Here is a 21,450-nt window from a genome sequence, read left to right as displayed (position 1 = left end):
GCTTGCGATTGGATTACACCGGCTTCAAGCCGTAAATGCGTCGGCCTCACCGATAACCACACCGGTGAAAGTGTGATTCACATGCATGGCGTCGCAGTGTTCGCCGTAGGTGTTAAAGCCAACAACCTTATAGCGTTGATACAGCGCCGACAATTCCTCATATACGCCCTTGCCTTCTGCCTCCATACGACGGTGAATACAGTCGTAACCGATGACCAATTGTGGCTCGCCTATTTCCGCGACAACGTCTTCCATGCGGTCTTCAAATTCGGCAACTAAACCGCCGTCACGCATTTTGGTCAGCACAATACCGGTATCAATCGCACAAAAGAAGGTTAGGCTAAGGTCATCATTCACTTGCTGTATAGAGCGGGCAAATGAATTTTCACCTACCTGTACCGACAAAGGATGCAAGGCATAAGACACTGAATTTAATTCGTCGAGGGAGATACCCATCACCCGGCAGTACTCTAAGGCTGCGGGTTCCGCGTTTAATTCATGGGCAATACGTTTAGCTGGGTCCGCTTTGGTCACCACCATTTTCTCACCATCGGCGACCAGATGATGACCACTCAGCACGCTAAACGGGCAGGTGGTATTAATAAGAATAATAACGGCAGCATTGCTAAAAAACTGCTTATCGTAGTAAACATGGGTATCGCGAAAATGCAGGTTATCGCCGGCCGACCCACCAACCAAGGGAATACCTGTTAGCGCCTCATTCAAGGCGCTGAGCACTAATTCCTCGCGAATCGACATTCCATCGAGTAGCGACAGAGCAAAACTGTTGTATGCCATTGGCGCCAATGCGCGGTTTTCCATCCGCTGCATCATTTCCTTTACGGTGTCGTAAGCGCCGCGTTCAGAAAATGTTGCTAAGTTCTGCAGCAGTGCGGTTTCAACCACAAAGTGCTCTGCCGACAAACAGAACCCCGTAATAGATCCGGGTGGTAATCCCAATGGCGATATCTCGCCGGCGGTAGTGCAACCTAATACCGGTACATCACCAAACAATTCGGCCAAGGTATCGCTCAATTGCGCGCGGTCATAATCGACGCAACAAAAGAAAATCACACAAGCGGGACGCGCCATAGCAAGACATTGATGCAGTTCTGTTGCGGCGTCTACTGCATTCTTTTTAGCAGAACCGCCGTAACTAACGGCCGGCCCCAACTTATTAAAATACGGCTTTTCTGCGGTATTCATGTTGTTTCCTCTATGCATATCGTTATTTTTATTGCGACCGTGACACGATCTCGATTTAGCTAAATCGCTATGCCATGCGTCCATTCAGCAGATCGACGCGGTCAGCTAAGTCGATATTTAAGGCGTCAATATCCTGACGTCGACGTGGACGCGGTAATTCGATGATTTCTTCTCTAATGACTCTTGCTGGCGAAGTCGACAAAAACAATATTCGGTCGGCCAAAGCAACAGCCTCGTCCAATTGATGGGTAACATAGACAACCGTAAATTGTCGCGCCTGCCAGACACTGAGCAATAATTCACGCAATTCCGCTGCCGCCGGCTGATCTAACGACACCAAGGGCTCATCGAGTAGCATTATATCGGGCTCGGCCATCAGCGCCCGTGCCAAGGCCACCCGACGCTGCATGCCACCAGAGAGTTGATTAGGATATTGATCCGCTAAGCCGGCCAGCCCTACATCATTTAAGAGCGTATGCGCGCGCTGAATAGTCAGTGTACTCTTTTGAGATTCTGACACCAAGCAGACATTTTCAAGCAAAGTGAGCCACGGCATTAGCCGCGCCTCCTGAAACATCATGCCCACGTTTAACGGCGTTAAACTCGTTCTTTGGTCGCGAATACTACCTTCAAATTTGCAATCAATACCGGCAATAAGGTTCAGCAAACTGCTCTTACCAGCCCCGGAAGGACCTACAATAGCCACGAACTCACCGCTATTAAGCGCAAATCTCAAGTCTTTAATAATGGGCACGCTAGCATTAGGATAGCGTTTTTCTGCAATGTGCACATTCATCATTGTCGCCACCTCATAACGGCATTTTCCCAGCGGCGGATCACGCAACCGTCAAGCAGCAATACAATACCGACAAAGGCAAAGGTGTAAGCCAAGATACCGGCAATATCAAAGTATTGAAAATAAATCCCCAGCTGAAAGCCCACCCCATCACTGCAACCCAATAGCTCAGCAACCAGCACGATCTTCCAGACCAAGGCCAGTCCAGCGCGGGTTGCCGCCAGTAAATAGGGGTATAGTTGCGGGAGGTACACTTTACAGAGAGTTCGCCAACGCGAGATATTAAAGGCCTTGGCGACCGCCATCAGCTTGCTATCAATGGCTTTACCACCCTCGCGCAGGGTCACCACAATAACTGGTATTTTGTTAATCACCACCGCAGCTACCGCAGCCACCTCATTTAAGCCCAGCCACAAAAAGCACAGAATAATAACGACCAGTGCGGGAATGTTCATGAACACGGTTACAATACCGTCAAGTAGCAAATCGGCTCGACGGGAATAGGCCATCCACAAGCCAAGGGGAACGCCAAACAGCATGGCAAGTACAAAGCTAAAGCCAACACGCTGCAAGGTCGCCAGCAAATTTGCCAGTAAACTGCCCTGTGCCGTCTCATGCCAAACGCGCAGCCCAATTATATAAGGGCTTGGTAACAGTTCTGGATGCCAAAACATGACGGCGGCCTGCCAGAATACTAGCACCCCGAGAAAAGACATAAACCGCCACTTTGCTGTTACCACTTAATTCACATTAAGACTCCTGGCGCTGCAATAACTGCCACCAGAACATCCCCTCGTCGAAGTTATTATTCTTATCTTTTCTATTGGGCTCGGTATTTTTTAAGCTCATCATTGTTGCTGCACCCGCCTCCTCCACTAAAGTGGACGCCGTAGACGGATATAAAATGCCGTAAATTGTGCGTATCGCCACGGCGTCGGCGGGGCTCAATGGCTCAGGAATACCTGCGCGATACGCCGCTTTCAAGGCGGAAAACACCGCATAGCTGTCGGCTTTTAGCAGGGGCCGTATTGCCTCCCACTCGGTATCTGACTCGGCCAGAATCGCCTTGGCCTCAAACGAGGCAGCAAAAAAGGCATTCATTAGCTCTGGTCGACGCTCAGCGCTGCTGCGCTCAAATACCCAGCCGAGCATCGGCACTTTGTGTTCAATACCAAACACCCCAAGCAGCTCCTCGGTACTCAGCAGGGTTTTCATCCCCGCCGCAATGAGCCGCGCGTTGTAATGCCAGTAATTAATCACCGCGTCTAATTCACCCGCTAGCAATAGGTGGTTTAACAGGGGCGGCGCGGCAAATTTAATATCGCTTATCTCGTTTAAATCGACTCCGAGTACTTTTTTACTGTATGCGCGAAACAGCAACCAGCCCTTATCCACCGGGCCACCGGCAACCCCGATGCGTTTGCCACGCAAATCCGCCAGCGAATGTATATTGGCAGCTGGCGACACCACTAAGCCGCCAATCGCAGTGGAATACGGCGAGTAGCCATATTCACGGCGACTGTTTTTCTGCTTGTTCACCCACACCCAGTCGTTCACCACTAGGTCGACACGACCACCTTGCAGCGCAATGACCGTCGCTTGGGGTGAACCGAGATCAACTACTGCCAGTTCAAAACCGTGTTTGTAATCTAAGTTGTGACGTTTTATGACGTCCAGTTCCCAATTCACGGTGCCGTATTTTAAAGCGCCAACGCGCAACACCTCGGCGGCATTCACACTGAAACTGGCAATACCTAGCAGCACCGCGCACAAGCAAAGGCAACGTTTAATTAGCCCGCGCACAGCGTTCATGACTCTGCCATCTGCCGAGAATTTTTGACATTTCTGAACAGCAGCGGTCGCACATCATTGTGACTTTGCGCTTGCGCCACCGCGGATTGAATCAAATGGTGATGGGAGGATTTATCACACACGGGATCAGCATTATCCGCGCTACCGGTCAGGTGATAGGCCTGGCAGCGACAGCCGCCAAAATCATCGCCTTTCTCCGGGCAGCTCCGGCAGGGCTCCGCCATCCACGCATCGCCACGATACTGATTAAAACCGTCTGAACCGTACCAAATATCTTTTAAAGGCGTGTCCTTTACATTGGGAAACGCAATAGGCAAATCTCTGGCACTGTGGCATGGCAGCGCAAGGCCGTCTGGCGCCACCGTCAAAAACAGTGAGCCCCAGCCATTCATACAACCCTTGGGCCGGGTTTCATAATAGTCAGGCACCACAAAGATCAGCTGCATTTTTTGCTGATACTGTTTTCTATAACGCTGGGTAACTTCCTCGGCGTGGCGGAGCTGCTCTTTAGAGGGCATTAAGCTCGCGCGGTTATGCAAGCCCCAACCATAATATTGCACATTAGCGAGCTCAACGTAGTTGGCGCCAATCTGCACACAAAGCTCAAGTATCGATTCAATATGATCAATATTATGGCGATGCAAAACAAAATTAATCACCATGGGGTAGTCAAACTCTTTGACTACCTGCGCCATCGCCAGCTTCTTATCAAATGCCTTGTGGCTGCCGGCAATCTGATCGTTAAGCTCTTTATCGCTGTCTTGGAAACTAAGCTGAATATGGTCGAGGCCAGCCGTTTTTAGCGCAGCAACCCGCTCGCGACTTAAGCCCATTCCCGAGGTGATTAAATTACTGTAGTAACCTAGGCTGCGTGCCTCGCCGGCGAGATCTTCTAAGTCTTGACGCAGCAGAGGTTCGCCGCCAGATAAACCGAGCTGCGCGGCACCCAGCTTTCTACCCTGCCGCAATACTTGCAGCCACTGCTCGGTATCCAATTCATCCTTAATTTGCGCAAACTCAATAGGGTTCGAACAATACGGACATTGCAGTGGGCAACGGTAAGTCAACTCCGCTAGTAGCCAGAGTGGCGGGCCTATACGCTTAGGTGCCACTGGGCCGGATAAAACAGGGCTAGACAAAACGCGTCCAACCTTTGTCATTTGCGCCTGTAAAAAAATCGATTACATCTTCGGCAATACCTTCACCCTCTGGATATTTTTCTTCGAGGAAACGACTGATCTCAGCCACGGACCGCACGCCATCACAGGCACTTAAGATTTCACCGGCACTTTCGTTTAGTTTCACCATACCCTCGGGATACAGCAGTACAAAGCCGTCTTGCACCGGCTCCCATTGCAGGCGAAAGTGCCGATGTAAGGTTGGTATTTGCTGAACGTCGTTCATAGACTCGTCCTCACAATTTGCTCATCACCGAGATGATGGTAGGGTGGCTGCATATGCACATGAGCCATACTAATGGCGTCTAATAGACACCACAGAATATCCAACTTAAATTGCAAAATATTCAGGGCATGCTGCTGTTGTTCGGCGCTGCGAAAATGCGCCAAAGTGACGTTTAAGCCGTGATCGACATCACGACGCGCCTCGCCCAATCTTTTACGAAAGTAACCGAGGGCCTCGGTATTCACCCAGGGGTAATGTTCTGGCCAGCTGTTCAAACGACTTTGATGAATTTCGGGGGCAAACATTTCGGTGAGCGATGAACATGCGGCCTCTTGCCAGCTCGCTCTTCGCGCAAAATTAACATAGGCATCGACCGCAAAACGCACACCCGGTAATACATGGCGGTGGGTGAGCAAATCATCTCGGTTCAGCCCACAGGCCTCGCCTAAATACAACCATGCCTCAATACCGCCCAAATCGTCACCACGACCGTCGTGATCAATGATGCGTTGCAGCCATTCACGACGAACCGCTTTGTCGGGACAGTTCGCTAACACCGCAGCGTCTTTTATTGGGATATTGCTTTGGTAATAAAAACGATTAGCCACCCAGGCGCGGATCTGATCCTTGCTGCACCGCCCCTCATGCATCGCAATATGGAAGGGATGGTGGATATGATAAAAACGACCTTTGTCGCGCAGGCGCTGTTCAAACTCCTGCCGCGACCATGGCGCACTATAGTCGCCGTTTGGCCAATTACTCTGCGCTAGCTGGCTCACCGGTTCGCTCCCTGACTCAGTGGCCGAGCCGCCTTATCAAGACTCGCAGCCTGGCTTGCACTTACCCCACTCCTGCATGCCTCAAGCATAATTTCCATACCATCCGCAGCGACCTCGATACCCTCGCCGGTTAATATCGCCCGCTCGGGGGAATCTTCATCAAGAATCGGATTGGTGTTATTGATATGGATAAGAATTTTGCGCTGGTGACTGAATTGGCGCAGTTTTTCGATCATCCCGCCGCGACCTGATTGGGGAAGATGGCCCATCTCTTTGGCCAATTTAGTACCGACACCCGCAAAGATCATTTCGTCCTCACGCCAGAATGTACCGTCAACTAATAAGCAGTCACTTCGCTGCATAAAGTCGACAACGCTATTGTCCAGCCCGGCTAATCCCGGCGCGTAGAGCACGCTGGTCCCTGCGTTTACATCTTCAATATAGAGCGCGACATTGTCACCGGGGTGCGGGTCGTGACGATGAGGCGAATACGGCGGCGCTTTTCCGCAAATTGGCACGGCGGTGATACGCAGGCCGTCAAAGCCATCTGGGATGACGGCGCTGCCATCAATGGCCAGTTCGCGGTAATTGATACCGCCGCTCCAGCTTTCCAGCATGGTAAAAATAGGAAAACCACTGCTTAAATCTTGATGTACCATGCGACTGGCATAGACATCAAAGGGGCAGCCCTCGCGCAACATCAGCAAGCCGCTGCTGTGATCAATCTGGCTGTCGACCAGCACCACGGCACCAATGCCGGTATCGCGCAAACCACGCTTGGGCTGGAGGGCGACATTGGCTTCTAGCTGAGCGCGGATATCCGGTGAAGCATTAATCAACAGCCAAGAAATACCGTCGATACTCACGGCTATGGATGATTGGGTTCGCGGCACTGCGCGAATCTTGCCATGGCGAACGCCGTAACAATTCTGGCAATTGCAGTTCCATTGCGGAAATCCACCGCCTGCGGCAGAACCTAATACATGAACTCTCATTGCAATCTACTTCTCTGAGGCGGCCACCTAAACAGGGTTCAGGCGGCCAGCAAATTTAACGGTTTGCAAAATACATAGTGACTTCAAAACCTAATCTCAGATCTTGGTACGCTGGTTTAATCCACATAAGACTGACCTCTGTTATTCAAGTAATTATTGAGTTTGTGCAGCAGAGAACCGGGAGTCGTGTTTCTGCCACCCTTCGATAGTAAGCACCACGCCTCGGCGCGAACACTGTACTTTAGGACTATACTCGACGACTTTTAGTGCTAGATTGCACTGGAGCCAACAGACCATAAATCCAACGAATAAAACCTGGTAGCCACAAAATAGGCAAAAAAAAGCCGCGACCTTAAGTCGCGGCAAATACAACGTCCTACCATTGCCCAGCGCGCCCCCTGACATAGGCCGCGCCAATTCAAATCACGCATTAGTACTACGGCGTCACAATAGCCTTCACTTCCAAAGCGCGCCCGCTAAGCGTTGTAAACCGCTGCGATTAATACCAGCCTAGACTCAGAAGAAACCCAGTGGACTGGTGCTATAGCTCACCAACAGGTTCTTGGTTTGCTGGTAGTGATCTAACATCATTTTGTGATTTTCGCGGCCAATACCTGACTTTTTGTAACCACCAAAAGCGGAGTGAGCTGGGTAGGCGTGATAGCAGTTAGTCCACACCCGACCAGCTTGAATGCTTCGACCCATACGATATGCCCGGTTCATATCCCGCGTCCATACACCCGCACCAAGACCATATTCGGTGTCATTAGCAATACTCAATGCCTCTGCTTCGTCTTTAAAGCTGGTTACACCCAGTGTTGGTCCAAATATTTCCTCTTGGAAAATGCGCATTTTATTGTTACCGCGCATCAAAGTCGGTTGCATATAGTAACCACCAGCAAGATTGCCCTCTAAAACATTGCGGCTACCGCCAATCAACATCTCAGCGCCTTCGCCGCGACCGATTTCCATATAACTGAGGATCTTCTCCAGCTGCTGCAAGGACGCCTGTGCGCCAACCATGGTTTCAGTATCCAGCGGATTACCCTGCTTAATTTCTCGCGCGCGAACCATTACCCGCTCCATAAACTCGTCGAAAATACTCTCTTGAATCAGTACGCGCGACGGGCAGGTGCAGACTTCGCCTTGATTAAAGAAACCCATCAACGTGCCTTCAACGCATTTGCTGATGTAGTCTTCTTCGTAATTCAAAACATCTTCAAAAATAATATTGGGTGATTTACCACCGAGCTCTACGGTAGACGGAATCATGCTGTCGGCGGCGTACTTAAGAATTTGCTCGCCCACTGCGGTTGACCCGGTAAAGGCAATTTTGGCAATACGTGGGCTAGTGGCTAAAGCTGCACCCACGTCCTTACCGAAGCCGTTAACAATGTTAACGATACCAGCAGGCAGTACATCCGCAATCACTTCCATTAGCACAAGAATACTTGCTGGCGTTTGCTCTGCTGGCTTCATTACCACGCAGTTACCTGCCGCCAATGCAGGTGCCAATTTCCACGCCGCCATCAACAGCGGAAAGTTCCAAGGAATAATTTGACCAACTACGCCCAGTGGCTCATGAAAGTGATAAGTAGCGGTATTCTCATCCAGCTCCGCAGCGGTCCCTTCTTGCGAGCGAATGCAGCCAGCAAAATAACGGAAATGATCAACCACCAATGGCAGATCAGCATTGAGCGTTTCACGCACGCCTTTGCCATTTTCCCAGCTTTCCGCTACTGCGAGCATTTCAAGCTTACGTTCAATACTGTCGGCAATTTTAAGCAATACATTGGCGCGCTCACCGGGCGATGTCTTGCCCCAGGCATCCTTCGCTTTGTGTGCGGCATCCAGCGCGAGATCAATATCGGCGGCAGATGACTGCGGCACTTCACAAAATGGCATACCGGTTACCGGCGTGATGTTTTTGAAGTATTTGCCGTCTACGGGAGCGACCCATTGGCCACCTATGAAATTCTCGTACCGGGGCTTAAATGTGATTACTGAGCCGGCTTCACCTGGTTGCGCGTATATCATTTTTCCAACCTCGCTTTATATTATTAACATGATCGATTCTAAATTAAGCCCAGCAGTCGTCAGGGCTGGTATTCATCATGCTATGTTGATTAACGACAATCATTAACTGTACTTTGGTCGCTTCGATCCTAGTCACTTAGTAGTAGACCTAGTTCGATAGCCAAGGCAGCCGCGTGCGCCAAAGAACACAATGCTTATTATTTCCGCAAAAAATCCGGGTTCTCTCGGTGAGAAAAGCCCGGAAAGCATCGACCCTAGGGGAGATAAGTATTAAAAGTTTGCGATAAGACCCAGCGCAATTGTGCTGATTTCTTCGTCGTTGCTGCCAATTTCCAAGGTGTTCACGTTGTATTCCACCACGGTGCGTAATACCGCATTTATGTCGTGAAACCAGGCAACCTGGCTGGTGCTGTTATTCCACTCTGTCGCGGTTTCTACCGTGGTTTCACCATAGGAAATAACATAGCGCTCAGCGCCCATGGTGTACGAGGCTTGCGCAACATAGCCATTGCTGTCGACTTCCTTCCCGTTCTCAGAGATCAAACCCTGCAACGCCAAGGCCGAGTCCGTCGCGGGCCCAAGGAGTAGGCCCAAGCCTTCGCCCGAGAACCCAGACAGGTTCAAGGCCAAGCCACCAGTTTTAAATTTGGCACCGTACGAAAGGCCCTGCGAATCAACATCGGCAACGCCCACAGCGTCACTCTCTGAGCTCTGTTTCAAAAATCCCAACCACGCAGTGAGGGAATTCCCTTCGCCCAAAGTGGTATTGTAGGTAAGTTCGCCTTCAATGCGCGGCATGCTCTCTTCACTGCTGCGACCGGCGCCGGTATCGGTAGTGGTATTACCCGGATCAATTAAGCCAAGCGCCAGTTTAAAGCCATTGGCAAAATCGGGACTGCGATACGTGATCTGTGCATGCGGGAATGGATAGTGGTAGCCGCTACCGATATGACCAAACGACACGCCTTGGCCGTCAATCAATCCCAAGGTGTCGTTAACCGCGCCGTAGCCTTGCAACATTTCATCCAAGAAGATATTTGATCGGCTGAACAAGGTGAAGTCCTTACCAAATAACACCTGCCCCCAATCAGCGTCGACCGTCGCGTAGAATTGACGAACATCAATACCCGTCGAGGTTACCGCTGTGTCGCTGTCATTAATCGTTACCCAGAAGGATGAGCGTCCACCAATTTTCAGGTCTCCCATCTGCTTACTAAAATTAAATCCAACCCAGTTCGGCAACAGACCCATTTTGATCCGCGACTGCGTACGATCTACGCCAGATATATTGTTATCGGTATCGCTTTGCACAAAGAAGGTATTGAACGACGCATCTATCGATACGCTCGTTTCATCTTGATTGTAAATTTCTACAGCCGACATAGCTGGAATACTAAAAGCCAGCGCTGTAGCGCCAGAAACCATGTGCCGTATTATTAATTTCTTATTCATGAGTTCCCCCAAAATTTTGGCTGGTATAGCCATCATCAGCGCCGCAATAAATTGCTCGCTACATCTAAAGATATCCCCGCTCTGCGGCGACGCACTTAATATGCGTACTTTTATGTCATTCCCCCATACCACCTTGCGACACAATCGAATGTCTTTTGGCTATGAGACCCCGGCAATAAAGTGCTACTTCTAAAGGATTAAATGCCGCGACTGATTAGGCCTGACATTGCCCTATACGAGACAAAACTCGAAAGCTAAGTATCAAAAAATCCGGTAAGCAAAGGACTTAGATTCAGGAAGGGAGATATGCCGCAGAAGGTATCCTTCGCCCCGGTGCTTTACCGAGACGAAGACGAGGTCTTACCAGCTGTATTTTACCCCTAGCGCCAAACTACGCGGTGCTGCTGGACTTAGGAAACGTGGACTTTCATTGTCTAGATCATCAATTACTTCGTCGGGTTCCCCATACAAACCAAAACGCTCATAGTCTTGATCAAATATATTCTTGGCCTGAATATGCCACACCATATTCTTTAGAAGCTGATATTCCACCCCAGCATTCACCACCGTATATGACGATGTCCTGTCATCTGCATTGGCTTCATCGCCACGTAAATACACACCGCTACTACTATTTATCGCAAGACTGCTATTGAGTTTTTCGGTCCATTGGTAAGCGAGTGACAGCTTGGCGCTGTGCTCGGGAATTGACGGAATTTTATTACCTTTATCTACTTGCAGCGCGCCATTAACGCTATTTGGGTGATTCGGTGAGAAAGAGGTAAAAGCCGTTTCATAGTACGCATCCAGATAGCTGTAACTTGCGTCCACTAGCCACCTACCACGATTTAGCGAGGCGTTTAACTCAAGTCCCTGATGCCGCGTATCGCCAATATTGGTGAAGAAGCCTTCGTTAGACGAAACACCGCCTACTGTTTGAAAATGAATGTCATCACGATTAATTGTCGTAAACAGTGCCGCACTCCATATCAATGCGATAGCAGATTGCTGCAGCTCCCCACTCAGCCCCCATTCAACACTGCGAGCAACAACATCCTTCAGGGGCGGGTCGGCGAGGAAGGTATTGGGTAATACGCAGGGTGCATCGGGATGCGAACACGCCAACTCTACCGGCGTTGGTGCGCGAGACGATTGATACAAACCGGCATAAACACTCAGCGCCTCGCTCACTAACCAGCGTGCACCAATACCGCCATTCAGACTTCTGTAGCGATGCCGCGCAGTTAACTCTGGTCGCTCGCCACTCAAATCCTTGGCGCCAACGCCAACATCGTTATAACGTAAAATGGCCGTTATACTCATGCTATCGCTAAACCGAAACGTATCGGAAAAATACCACGCCGCCATGTCGCTACTCGCGCGCAACACGGTAAAGCCTTCACCATCATATAAGCCAGAGCGCGTGGTCGATCGTGTTTCCGTTAAGCTGGCAAACTCGACCTGTGAGTTAAAATCAGTGATTCCGGCCAGATAATCAGCGCCCATGGTAATGTGGTGTTTTACCCCACCGGCCTCGTAGAGCCAATACAACTGGGCGCTGGCGCCCCAGCTTCGCTGCTGCCGACGACTAATATTATTCACCGCGTCAAACTCGCTACTCACCGGCTCACCAAATTGATCACTCGCCAATTCATCGCTATCGTCTTCGCATAGAAAATCACTGTTTACGCCGTCGCACTCTTCAAACTCTGTGCCGTCGCCGTTAAAACTATTACTGTAAACTTGCCGATAGAAAATATTTGAAGAGAACTTTACATCATCCGCCAACCAGCGCGAGTAAACGATATTCGTCATACTCATTTGATTTTCAGTTAAATCGGGATGTGTAAACACCGCCTCTCGGTCGGTTTCCAGCAAACCCAGGGGTACCGCGCCGTTACCCTTTAGATAAGTGTCTGAAAAATTAAAGAACACATCCAACTCGCTCTGCTCGTCGTGCCGACTTAGCGCCCCATAGAGATTCCGCGCCTCAGTCGGCGAATAATCGCGCCATCCGTCTTCTTGGTATTTTTCTAACGATAAAAATCCACCCCAATGCTCACCATGAGCACCCTGAGACACCGCCACAGCAGATTGGCCAAAGCTACCAACGCCGAGTTCTACAGCACCTCCCTGCGCGGTAAAACCGGTCTTGCCTTTAATCACGATGGCGCCACCGAGCGCATTTTGACCAAAGATAGGATTAACCCCGGCAACCAAGGCCATTTCTTGTACGCTGCTTGCGGGCAATAAATCCCAGTTCACGGTATCGCCGAACAACTCATTAACTCGCACGCCGTTAAAATACACCACCAAGCCCTGCGCGGAGCCCAGTAGCGGCGATGCGGCGTAGCCACGGAAGCGAATATCTGGTTGCAGAGGATTATTCTGGGCATCGTTCACCGAAATGCCACCGCCGTGCTGGTCTAGAAATCCTGCGACCGAGTAGGTTTTACCTTTTGCCAACGCCGCCGCCGAAAATATTTGCACCTGAAACGGCGAAAGCTCGGTAAGCGAGCCTACGCCCATCGGCGACATACCCACCACTCGCACGTTTTCAAGAGCCGGCTTTTCAGTTGCAGCAACAGCCAAAGGCGTGACACCAGCCGCGAGTACAGCGCCCAGCAAAAGCCGCTGAGTAAAGGCCACTAAACTGTTCATTATTATTCTCCACCGTACAGTTTATAAACCACCAAGCTTACGGACTGGGCCCGGAGCTACAATCCAACCAAAGTGGTTAAACTGAGGTGCGAAGTACTACTTTCGTCTTATTCGCCACCAAAGTAGTAACTAATTAAACGTTAAGTGCTATTCATGCGCAGCAGTCCCTACGAGACACTGATATTCAATAAATCCGACACAGCCATCCCTAAATAACATATAAAATAATTCGGTGTCGCCATGACTACATTACGCCCTTCTCGCCAGAATTTGCGCAGCAAATACCAGACTGAAGAGTTCGCCGCTTCAGGCTATCAAACATCAATATTATGCATTTCAAGTAGGCCAATAACGCCGGTTTACCAAGGCCTGAATCTGGCCGCGATGCTATTGCTGCTACTATTTTGGCTAGTGCTACCGGGTGCCGCCTTTGCGAGCGAAGACACCGGCGCAAGCACGCAGCAGGACCTAGAGAGTGACATTCTCGCCTTGTTCCCCCGCGCAAATCGTCCGCCGGAACTTGACCCTACAAGCGGAATTTGGTCGGTGTATCAGCTCAATGAACTGATCGGCTACGCCTATGAATCCAACAACTTTGTGGACTTCAAAGGCTTCTCAGGTGAACGTATCAATGTATTGATCGGTCTAGACATGGATGGCCGCTTCACTGGTCTACACATACTTAATCATCACGAACCCATTTTTCTGCATGGCCTTGGCCCCAAGCCACTAAAGGAATTTATTAACCAATATCCCCAACACAGCTTGTCGGAACATATTCTTTTTAGCGACCGTAAAACCGGACAAGGTGACGGCGGCAGCCACAACACTTACTTCGATGGCGTGACCAAGGCCACAGTGTCGATCATCGTTATCAACGACACCATCCTCTCATCCGCGCGGGAAGTTGCACGGCGAGTGCTTCCGGCTTTTGCACAACAAGCGCCCGCGGTGGTGCGCTCCGATGTATTTACTGCAATGGATTGGCAGGCGCTATTGGCGAGCGAGTTTGTTAAACACTGGACCATCCCCAGCGCAGATTTAGAAACCAAGCTTGGCCACTCGCTGTCGAGCTATTTAGCAGACCAAGTTGACCTAAGCCAGGCAGAGAGAGATGGCGATAGCAAAACTGAGCTTTACTATGCGTATCTAAATGCACCGAGTATCGGTAAGAACCTGCTTGGCGAGGAAGACTATCAGCGCTTAATGACCAAGCTCAGTGACGGCGAGCAAGCTATCGCCATTATGTCTAGCGGGGTTTACGACTATCTCGGCGCCGACTTCCGCCCCGGTACGATTCCAGAACGTGTCAGCCTTGAGCAAAACAATATCCCCATTACACTCCGCGATATTAATTTCTTTGATAGCAGTCAGCCCAATCTCCCTGAGGGCGCGCCAGCGCTCGACAACCTACGGATATTCAAAATACGACCTCAGGCCGGTTTTGACCCCAGCAGCGCCATGCAACTGATACTGAATGTAAAGCTAGATCGCAATCATTTGGTTCATGACAGCATTTATGTAAAGAGCGACTACGAGTTACCCGACAAGCTCTTTAGTCAGCTAAGCACACCAGAAGCTAGCAAACCCGACGCCATGTGGATCAAAATTTGGAAGGGCCGCCTCAACGATATTGCAATACTCCTGTTGGGATTAAGCCTACTCACTGTCGCTTTTAGCCTTCAGCGCAAAATCGTCGACCATAGTCGTGGATTCCTATGGTGTAGACGTGGTTTTTTACTCTTCACCCTTGTTTATATTGGCGTTTACGCCCAAGGCCAACTGTCTATCGTGAATCTTATCGCGTTGTTTATGGGCGCTATAAATGGCTTTGATATCACTGTATTTCTGCTCGACCCCATCATATTTATACTTCTCGCCTACACCGCAATCAGTCTTGTGTTTTGGGGCCGCGGGCTGTTTTGCGGCTGGCTATGCCCTTTTGGCGTGATGCAAGAATTCCTCGCCAATGCCGCCAGCAAGCTGGGAATAAAACAGTGGCATATCAGCCCTCCGCTGCACCGCCACTTACTCAAGTTGAAGTACCTGATCTTGATTGGCTTACTCGGCACTGCGCCCTTCTCCCTTACCGCCGCAGAAAAAATGGCTGAAGTTGAGCCCTTTAAAACTGCGGTCACATTAACGTTTGTGCGCGACTGGCCGTTCGTTATGTACGCGGCCATCCTACTTGTACTGGGTTTATTCATTCATAAGTTTTACTGCCGCTATATTTGCCCGCTGGGCGCGGCACTGGCAATTTTGGGAAAGATTCATCGCTTTGAATGGCTGCACCGACGTCGGGAGTGCGGTAGCCCCTGCCAGCTGTGTAAGCATCGCTGTGGTATTAACGCGATCGACAAGACAGGCAGCATCGACTACGACGAATGTATTCAATGCTTAGAATGCGTGGTTATTTTACAAGATCCAGCGCAATGCGCGGCGGCGATGTCTGCTGAGAAAAAAAGCCAGAAAACCCGCGCGCCACGCATTGACACTGTCACCATTTTTGAAGGCAACAGTACACCTTAGTGGGCGGTTGCTCTGAGCAAACGCCCCATTGGCTTGTTGCCAAACTGACTGGAGAATTCATCATTTTCCCAGGCGACATTACCGGCAATCATTACCAGCGGCACAACACCGTCGGAACGATTCACTAATTGATCGTGATTGTATTCGGTGCGGAACTGGCGAATAACGTGGGCTTCGCCGTCGTAGTTCGCCAGCGCCTGTGGGTCAACTAAAATCAAATCTGCAGTATCCCCTTCGTTGATCGTGCCGCCTTTAACACCAAAGAGATTTGCGGCATCTTTGGTAAGTCGCTTCACCATATACGAAACGTCTTTATCACCGCCACTGGAGGCGAGTTTGAGGCTGCGTAAATTAACATCGTAAAACGCCATATTGGTCAGATGCGCGCCGCAGTCGTTGAAGCCTGGCATAAGCAGGGGATTCATTAATAATTCGCGAATAGTCTCTGGGTTGCGGTTCGCTGTGACTGTGCTCCAGCTAAGGTCAAGGTCAAAGCTACGCAACAGCTGCAGCATAAAGTCCGCTTCGTCACTGATCCAAAAGAAATCACTGTTAATAATCTCTTTCTCTGCTTCATTACATCCGCTCGGCGTCTCGCCGCGTTTAATCGCGATGATCCGGTCCAGCAGATCCTGCATATTCAAGCCTACCCAATTATCAATTGGGCAGCCTTCCACGGTCATATCACTTAAGTTGCGATTGAAAGCATAATCTTCCATATTGAGAATACGCTTTAGCCTCGCCACGCTCCAGCCATGCTTACCCTTTAGCCACATTGCCCTAAACGCTTTAATGTAATCGGCGTCATTCAGGATACGTAGCCGCGCGTCGCGATCTTCAATGTCAGTTTCATTCAGTTTTCTAAGCTCAGGTATCTCTTCTGACAGCGGCGTTACTGCACCATCTGACCAAACTTTAAACGGCGCACCCAAGGCCTGCAGATGAAAGTCACCGCGGAAAAATTTGGAATTTAAAACTTTGCTAAGCAACTTCGCTAAGCGTAGAAGTTTCCTATTATTCGCCACATCTAAGGCAGCGACGACCGTGGTTCGCAATGGTCGTTTATGCAGTCTGCCACTGGTCAACAAAAACGTTTTTAAGGTGTTAATCGCACTGTCTTTTGGTGGTGTTGCCTGCCATACCGCGCCGTTGTCCCGCACGACCTGAGTCAAAGCTTTAATTTCTTCGTATTTGGCAAATTGGGTGGGGATAGTTTTTCCGCAATTCGGCTGATTAGCCAAGTAATGAAAGGGCAAGGCGTCGGTCGAAAAACCCGCGTAACCCAGTTTAAGCGCAGCGCCCAAGGTCGCTTCCATGTTCTTTAATTCACTGTCACTTGGGTCGCGGCTAATACTGGCATCAAACCCCATTGCATCAATACGCAACATTGAGTGCGGGAATAGGGTGACGACATTAGGCCCTAGATTAAGTTGTTCTAGATGTTCCAAATACGCTTTTGGTGAATCCCAATCGACTTTGTCTGCGCAGCTGCGCAATAATGACTTTGGTAGATTTTCCACCCGAGCAAAGCAATCAACGATGGGGTCTATATCGCCGCTGCGCTGATTACCGAACGCCAAACCTAAACTGCAATTCGCGATAACAACAGAGGTAGTACCGTGCCGCACAGACTCGGGTAAACCGGGCGCAACTTCGAGCTCTAGATCATAGTGGGTATGAATATCAAAGAGCCCCGGCATAAGCCATTTGCCACTGCCATCGATTACGCGTGCCGCGCCCTCGGTGGCTAAATTTTTACCCCGCGCCACAATTTTACCATCCGCGATTGCGATATCTTCTATAACAGCAGCCTCGCCGTTATTAAAAATTTTGGCATTTTGAATTAGTGTGTCTACTATTGCTGATGAGCTCATGGCTTATTATCTCTATTTTTATAAGTTATCGAAATAACTGGCGAGCATGGCTGCGCCCAGTTGTAATGTAAGCACTTTTGATTGTTCAGGGCGGCCAAATACCTGGCGATGCACCAAGCCCTCTGCCATGGCAAATAGATTAAAGGCAACGGCATCGGCGTTTTCAATATTAAAGCGATTCACAAACATCAATACCCGGTCATACAACATTTTTTCGCCCTGGCCTAAAATTTCGGCCAACTCAGGATCGAGTTCTTTGCGCTGCTCTAATATTTGGTGAAGCTCAGGCGCTTGCGCATGAAACGCATAAATTAACTCCAAAACCTGATGAAAAATCCGCTCCGTGGCACCCGGTTTTACACCGGCCGTTTCCGCCTTACTACTGAGTTCAAGGAACTCGGTCGCCGACGGCACTTGTTGATAAAGCTCTTCCATGCGCTGTTTTGCTATGACGCGCAATATGTCTTCTTTATTTTCAAAATACTGATAAAAAGTACCCGTCGCGACGCCCGCTTTGCTTGCCACGGTCTTTGCCGTGGTGTTGTGATAGCCGTAGCTAACAAAACACTCGCTTGCCGCCGCGATTAAGGCGGCGCGTTTTTGTTTGGCTCTCGCTTGGCTTGGTATGGCTTTCATTGCGTGGCTCTAATTGTCGACTTGTAGGGCGCATTAAACGGTTGATCTACGCAATATAGCCAAAACTTGAACTAGACGTCAAGTTCAGCTTTAATAGCAAAACATCAGTCCACTCTATTTGCGTAATGCATGGTTATATTGGGGTAAACATGAACACTCAAAATAAAAACAACTTAAATACAGCCCTTGCCAGCTGGAAAGCCAGTGGAGAGTGGCTAGAACTCAAGGGCCATCAAATATTCGTTAAAGACGACGGCGCGAGCGACCTCCCGGTATTGCTGCTTATCCACGGGTTTCCAACCTCAAGCTGGGACTGGTACAGCATTTGGGATACGCTAAAATCACGCTTTCGCCTAGTCACACTTGATATGCTGGGCTTTGGCTATTCAGACAAACCCAATGTGAGTACCTACTCCATTCATGGCCAGGCCGATATTGTTGAGGCGCTGGTAGCGGCCAAATTCTTAAAAGAATTCCATGTATTGGCTCACGACTACGGCGACACCGTAGCCCAAGAGCTATTGGCAAGACAGCAACAAGGCGTCGGCGCGGGCACATGGCTGTCATGCTGTTTTTTAAATGGCGGCTTATTTCCTGAAACACACCGCGCAATATTGACCCAAAAATTACTACTGAGTCCCTTGGGCCCAATACTCAATAAGCTATCTGGTTACAAACAATTTAGCGCACGATTTAGCTCAGTATTTGGTGACCAAACCAAACCCACCGAAGAAGAACTCCGAATCTTTTGGGCGCTTATTAATGAGAAAGGCGGAAAGCACATATTTCACAATTTAATTACCTATATGCGGGACCGTAAACAACATCGCGAACGCTGGGTAAACGCCCTGCATAACGCCACTATTCCGCTCGCCTTAATCAATGGCTCGGTAGATCCCGTCTCTGGGGCTCACATGGTCGCGCGCTATAAAGAGCTGAAATGTCGTTTAGATTATTTGGCTGAATTGGCGACCATTGGCCACTATCCTCAGGTTGAAGACCCCGCCGGGGTCGCGCGGCATTTCTTCAACTTTATTGATAGCCAAAAATAAGGTTTAACCAAGCATAGCTCGTAATGACGTGCTAGGTGACATTTTTAAAGGCACCTAGCACCATAATTTTTAAAGCGTTTTTTGTAAATATATTCCTACGCCCCACCGCAAACTTCCAGCACCTAATTAAGCACCACCCGCACCGCCCAGCAGTAGCCGCCACTTTCTGTGTAGAGGCTTTACGACTTTAGTTCAATTGTTATCAGCAGCAAGCACAGTGACACTTAGCACCATAATTTTTATGTCGGAACGCCTGCCATGTCTAAAAACCTCGTACACAAAGTGCCTAAAAATTTTCACGATGCACACATCACCCCACAAAAATATAAAGAGATGTATCAACGCTCAATAGATGATCCAAATGGCTTCTGGGCAGACATGGCAACTGAATTCTTAGATTGGAATCAGACATGGAACCGCGTCGTTGACTACAATTTTTCTAAGGGCAAAGCCCAGTGGTTTAGTGGCGCCGAACTTAACGTTAGCTACAACTGTATTGACCGGCACCTACCCAAGCGTGCGAAGCAAATCGCGCTAATATGGGAAAGCGATGATCCTGAAGAGAGCATGGAGATAAGCTACGCCGACCTCAAGACAGAAGTGTGCAAGCTTGCCAACACCTTAAAATCGCGCGGTGTTAAAAAAGGTGACCGGGTGTGCATCTACTTGCCAATGATCCCCCAAGCAGCTTACGCAATGCTCGCCTGCGCCCGTATTGGCGCGGTGCACTCCGTGGTGTTTGGCGGATTTTCACCCGAGGCGCTTAAAGACCGAATACTGGATGCCGATTGCCGGCTCGTTATTACCGCCGACGAAAGCACCCGGGGCGGTAAAAACGTACCGTTAAAGGCCAATGTCGACAAGGCACTCGCCCATTGCCCAGATGTCCACACCTGCCTTGTTGTTAAGTGCACCCACAACGATATCCCATGGGTGGCGGGCCGCGACATCTGCTACCGAGATTCCGTTAACGTAATGAGCGCCGACTGCCCACCCGAGTCGATGGCTGCCGAAGACCCGCTTTTCATTCTTTATACCTCGGGCTCAACAGGCAAACCCAAGGGCGTACTCCACACCACGGCAGGCTACCTATTGCAGGCGGCCATGACCTTTAAATACACTTTTGACTATCGCGAAGGCGAAGTCTACTGGTGCACCGCCGATGTTGGCTGGGTCACCGGTCACACCTACATTGTGTATGGACCGCTGTGCAACGGCGCCACTAGCCTCATGTTTGAAGGCGTACCAACATACCCGGATGCCGGTCGTTGCTGGGACATTGTAGACAAACACAAGGTTAATATTTTTTATACGGCGCCAACTGCGATTCGCGCACTACAAGCCCAGGGCGATGAGTTTGTTAGCCGCAGTGATCGCAGCAGCCTACGCTTACTCGGCACCGTAGGTGAACCTATTAACCCAGAAGCATGGGAGTGGTACCACCGTGTCGTTGGCGACGCGCGTTGCCCGATAGTCGACACGTGGTGGCAGACCGAGACCGGCACTCATATGATCACCGCACTTCCCGGTGCCACCGACCTAAAACCCGGGTCCGCGAGCTTCCCCTTCTTTGGCGTGCAACTGGCGTTGCTGAATGAAGACGGCAGCGAAGTGCAAGGCGCGGGTTCGGGCTACTTGGTGGTTAAATCATCTTGGCCAAGTCAAATTCGCACCATCTATGGCGACCACCAGCGCTTGATCGACACCTATTTTAGTACTTACGAGGGCTACTATTTCACCGGTGACGGTGCCACCCGCGATGCCGACGGCTACTACTGGATTACTGGCCGGGTCGACGACGTGCTCAATGTGTCTGGCCACCGCATGGGTACCGCTGAAGTTGAAAGCGCCTTGGTGCTGCACCCTAAAATTGCCGAAGCCGCTGTGGTCGGCTTTCCCCACGACATTAAAGGCCAGGGTATTTATTGCTACGTTACCCTTATGGACAACGCTGAGGTCGACGACAACTTACGCGCGGAACTCATCGCGCTGTGCAGCCGCGAGATCGGCCCCATTGCCAAACCCGATGTAATTCAATGGGCGCCCGGTTTACCAAAAACACGCTCTGGCAAAATTATGCGCCGCATTTTACGCAAAATAGCCGAATCAGATATGGAGTCCCTCGGCGACATTACCACCTTGGCCGATCCCACCGTCGTAGACACCTTGGTAAAAGACCGACTTAAGATCGTCGCCTAAGTCAGCCGATGGCGCATT

The 21,450-nt window shown here is 50.1% G+C and carries 17 protein-coding genes; 3 read left to right on the top strand and 14 right to left on the bottom strand.

The window, feature by feature from the left end:
• Positions 1 to 24: 24 nt before the first annotated feature.
• The 12 genes from nosP to ABD836_RS09875 form a co-directional block, all read right to left on the bottom strand.
• Positions 25 to 1,206: a nitric oxide-sensing protein NosP gene (gene nosP / locus ABD836_RS09930; RefSeq protein ID WP_344935259.1), complete on the bottom strand. Its 1,182-nt coding sequence runs from the start codon at positions 1,204 to 1,206 to the stop codon at positions 25 to 27.
• Positions 1,207 to 1,273: 67 nt separating this feature from the next.
• Positions 1,274 to 2,005: an ABC transporter ATP-binding protein gene (locus tag ABD836_RS09925; protein WP_344935257.1), complete on the bottom strand. Its 732-nt coding sequence runs from the start codon at positions 2,003 to 2,005 to the stop codon at positions 1,274 to 1,276.
• Positions 2,002 to 2,718: an ABC transporter permease gene (locus tag ABD836_RS09920; RefSeq protein ID WP_344935255.1), complete on the bottom strand. Its 717-nt coding sequence runs from the start codon at positions 2,716 to 2,718 to the stop codon at positions 2,002 to 2,004. The genes ABD836_RS09925 and ABD836_RS09920 overlap by 4 nt, the downstream gene beginning before the upstream one ends.
• Before the next feature lie 34 nt (positions 2,719 to 2,752).
• Positions 2,753 to 3,814: an ABC transporter substrate-binding protein gene (locus ABD836_RS09915; RefSeq protein ID WP_344935252.1), complete on the bottom strand. Its 1,062-nt coding sequence runs from the start codon at positions 3,812 to 3,814 to the stop codon at positions 2,753 to 2,755.
• Positions 3,811 to 4,974: a pyrroloquinoline quinone biosynthesis protein PqqE gene (pqqE, locus tag ABD836_RS09910; RefSeq protein WP_344935249.1), complete on the bottom strand. Its 1,164-nt coding sequence runs from the start codon at positions 4,972 to 4,974 to the stop codon at positions 3,811 to 3,813. The genes ABD836_RS09915 and pqqE overlap by 4 nt, the downstream gene beginning before the upstream one ends.
• Positions 4,946 to 5,218, bottom strand: coding sequence for a pyrroloquinoline quinone biosynthesis peptide chaperone PqqD (pqqD, locus tag ABD836_RS09905; RefSeq protein WP_344935246.1), 273 nt, complete (start codon positions 5,216 to 5,218; stop codon positions 4,946 to 4,948). The genes pqqE and pqqD overlap by 29 nt, the downstream gene beginning before the upstream one ends.
• On the bottom strand, positions 5,215 to 5,997 hold the full coding sequence (pqqC, locus tag ABD836_RS09900; RefSeq protein WP_344935244.1) for a pyrroloquinoline-quinone synthase PqqC: 783 nt from the start codon (positions 5,995 to 5,997) through the stop codon (positions 5,215 to 5,217). Before pqqC ends, pqqD begins: the two co-directional genes overlap by 4 nt.
• Complete coding sequence (gene pqqB / locus ABD836_RS09895) at positions 5,994 to 6,992, bottom strand: pyrroloquinoline quinone biosynthesis protein PqqB (RefSeq protein ID WP_344935242.1); 999 nt, start codon at positions 6,990 to 6,992, stop codon at positions 5,994 to 5,996. Before pqqB ends, pqqC begins: the two co-directional genes overlap by 4 nt.
• A 55-nt stretch (positions 6,993 to 7,047) precedes the next feature.
• Positions 7,048 to 7,119, bottom strand: a complete 72-nt coding sequence (pqqA, locus tag ABD836_RS09890; protein WP_103683251.1) for a pyrroloquinoline quinone precursor peptide PqqA — start codon at positions 7,117 to 7,119, stop codon at positions 7,048 to 7,050.
• Positions 7,120 to 7,508: 389 nt separating this feature from the next.
• A complete protein-coding gene (exaC, locus tag ABD836_RS09885; RefSeq protein ID WP_344935240.1) occupies positions 7,509 to 9,029 on the bottom strand; it encodes an acetaldehyde dehydrogenase ExaC in 1,521 nt (506 codons plus the stop codon).
• 270 nt (positions 9,030 to 9,299) lie between these two features.
• Positions 9,300 to 10,481, bottom strand: coding sequence for a porin (locus ABD836_RS09880; protein ID WP_344935238.1), 1,182 nt, complete (start codon positions 10,479 to 10,481; stop codon positions 9,300 to 9,302).
• Positions 10,482 to 10,841: 360 nt separating this feature from the next.
• On the bottom strand, positions 10,842 to 13,142 hold the full coding sequence (locus ABD836_RS09875) for a TonB-dependent receptor (protein ID WP_344935235.1): 2,301 nt from the start codon (positions 13,140 to 13,142) through the stop codon (positions 10,842 to 10,844).
• A 240-nt stretch (positions 13,143 to 13,382) separates the two neighbouring features.
• Between ABD836_RS09875 and ABD836_RS09870 the strand changes: the two genes are divergently transcribed.
• Complete coding sequence (locus ABD836_RS09870) at positions 13,383 to 15,671, top strand: 4Fe-4S binding protein (RefSeq protein ID WP_344935232.1); 2,289 nt, start codon at positions 13,383 to 13,385, stop codon at positions 15,669 to 15,671.
• Here the strand turns inward: ABD836_RS09870 and ABD836_RS09865 are convergent.
• Together ABD836_RS09865 and ABD836_RS09860 are read right to left on the bottom strand one after the other, a co-directional pair.
• The gene (locus ABD836_RS09865) at positions 15,668 to 17,545 is read right to left on the bottom strand and encodes an N-acyl-D-amino-acid deacylase family protein (protein ID WP_344935230.1); all 1,878 of its coding nucleotides are present in this window, start codon (positions 17,543 to 17,545) and stop codon (positions 15,668 to 15,670) included. The genes ABD836_RS09870 and ABD836_RS09865 overlap by 4 nt on opposite strands.
• An 18-nt stretch (positions 17,546 to 17,563) precedes the next feature.
• Positions 17,564 to 18,181 carry a TetR/AcrR family transcriptional regulator gene (locus tag ABD836_RS09860; RefSeq protein ID WP_344935228.1) on the bottom strand — a complete coding sequence of 206 codons (618 nt, stop codon included), beginning with the start codon at positions 18,179 to 18,181 and terminating at the stop codon, positions 17,564 to 17,566.
• A gap of 149 nt (positions 18,182 to 18,330) precedes the next feature.
• Here ABD836_RS09860 and ABD836_RS09855 point away from each other — a divergent pair, with 149 nt between their 5' ends.
• Together ABD836_RS09855 and acs are read left to right on the top strand one after the other, a co-directional pair.
• Positions 18,331 to 19,233, top strand: a complete 903-nt coding sequence (locus tag ABD836_RS09855) for an alpha/beta fold hydrolase (RefSeq protein ID WP_344935225.1) — start codon at positions 18,331 to 18,333, stop codon at positions 19,231 to 19,233.
• A gap of 258 nt (positions 19,234 to 19,491) precedes the next feature.
• Positions 19,492 to 21,432: an acetate--CoA ligase gene (gene acs, locus ABD836_RS09850; protein ID WP_344935222.1), complete on the top strand. Its 1,941-nt coding sequence runs from the start codon at positions 19,492 to 19,494 to the stop codon at positions 21,430 to 21,432.
• Positions 21,433 to 21,450: the final 18 nt, after the last annotated feature.

The organism is Zhongshania borealis (assembly GCF_039539625.1).
Taxonomy (GTDB): domain Bacteria; phylum Pseudomonadota; class Gammaproteobacteria; order Pseudomonadales; family Spongiibacteraceae; genus Spongiibacter; species Spongiibacter borealis.
Note: the sequence above shows the minus strand (reverse complement) of the source record. Positions and strands in the feature narration are given on the sequence as shown.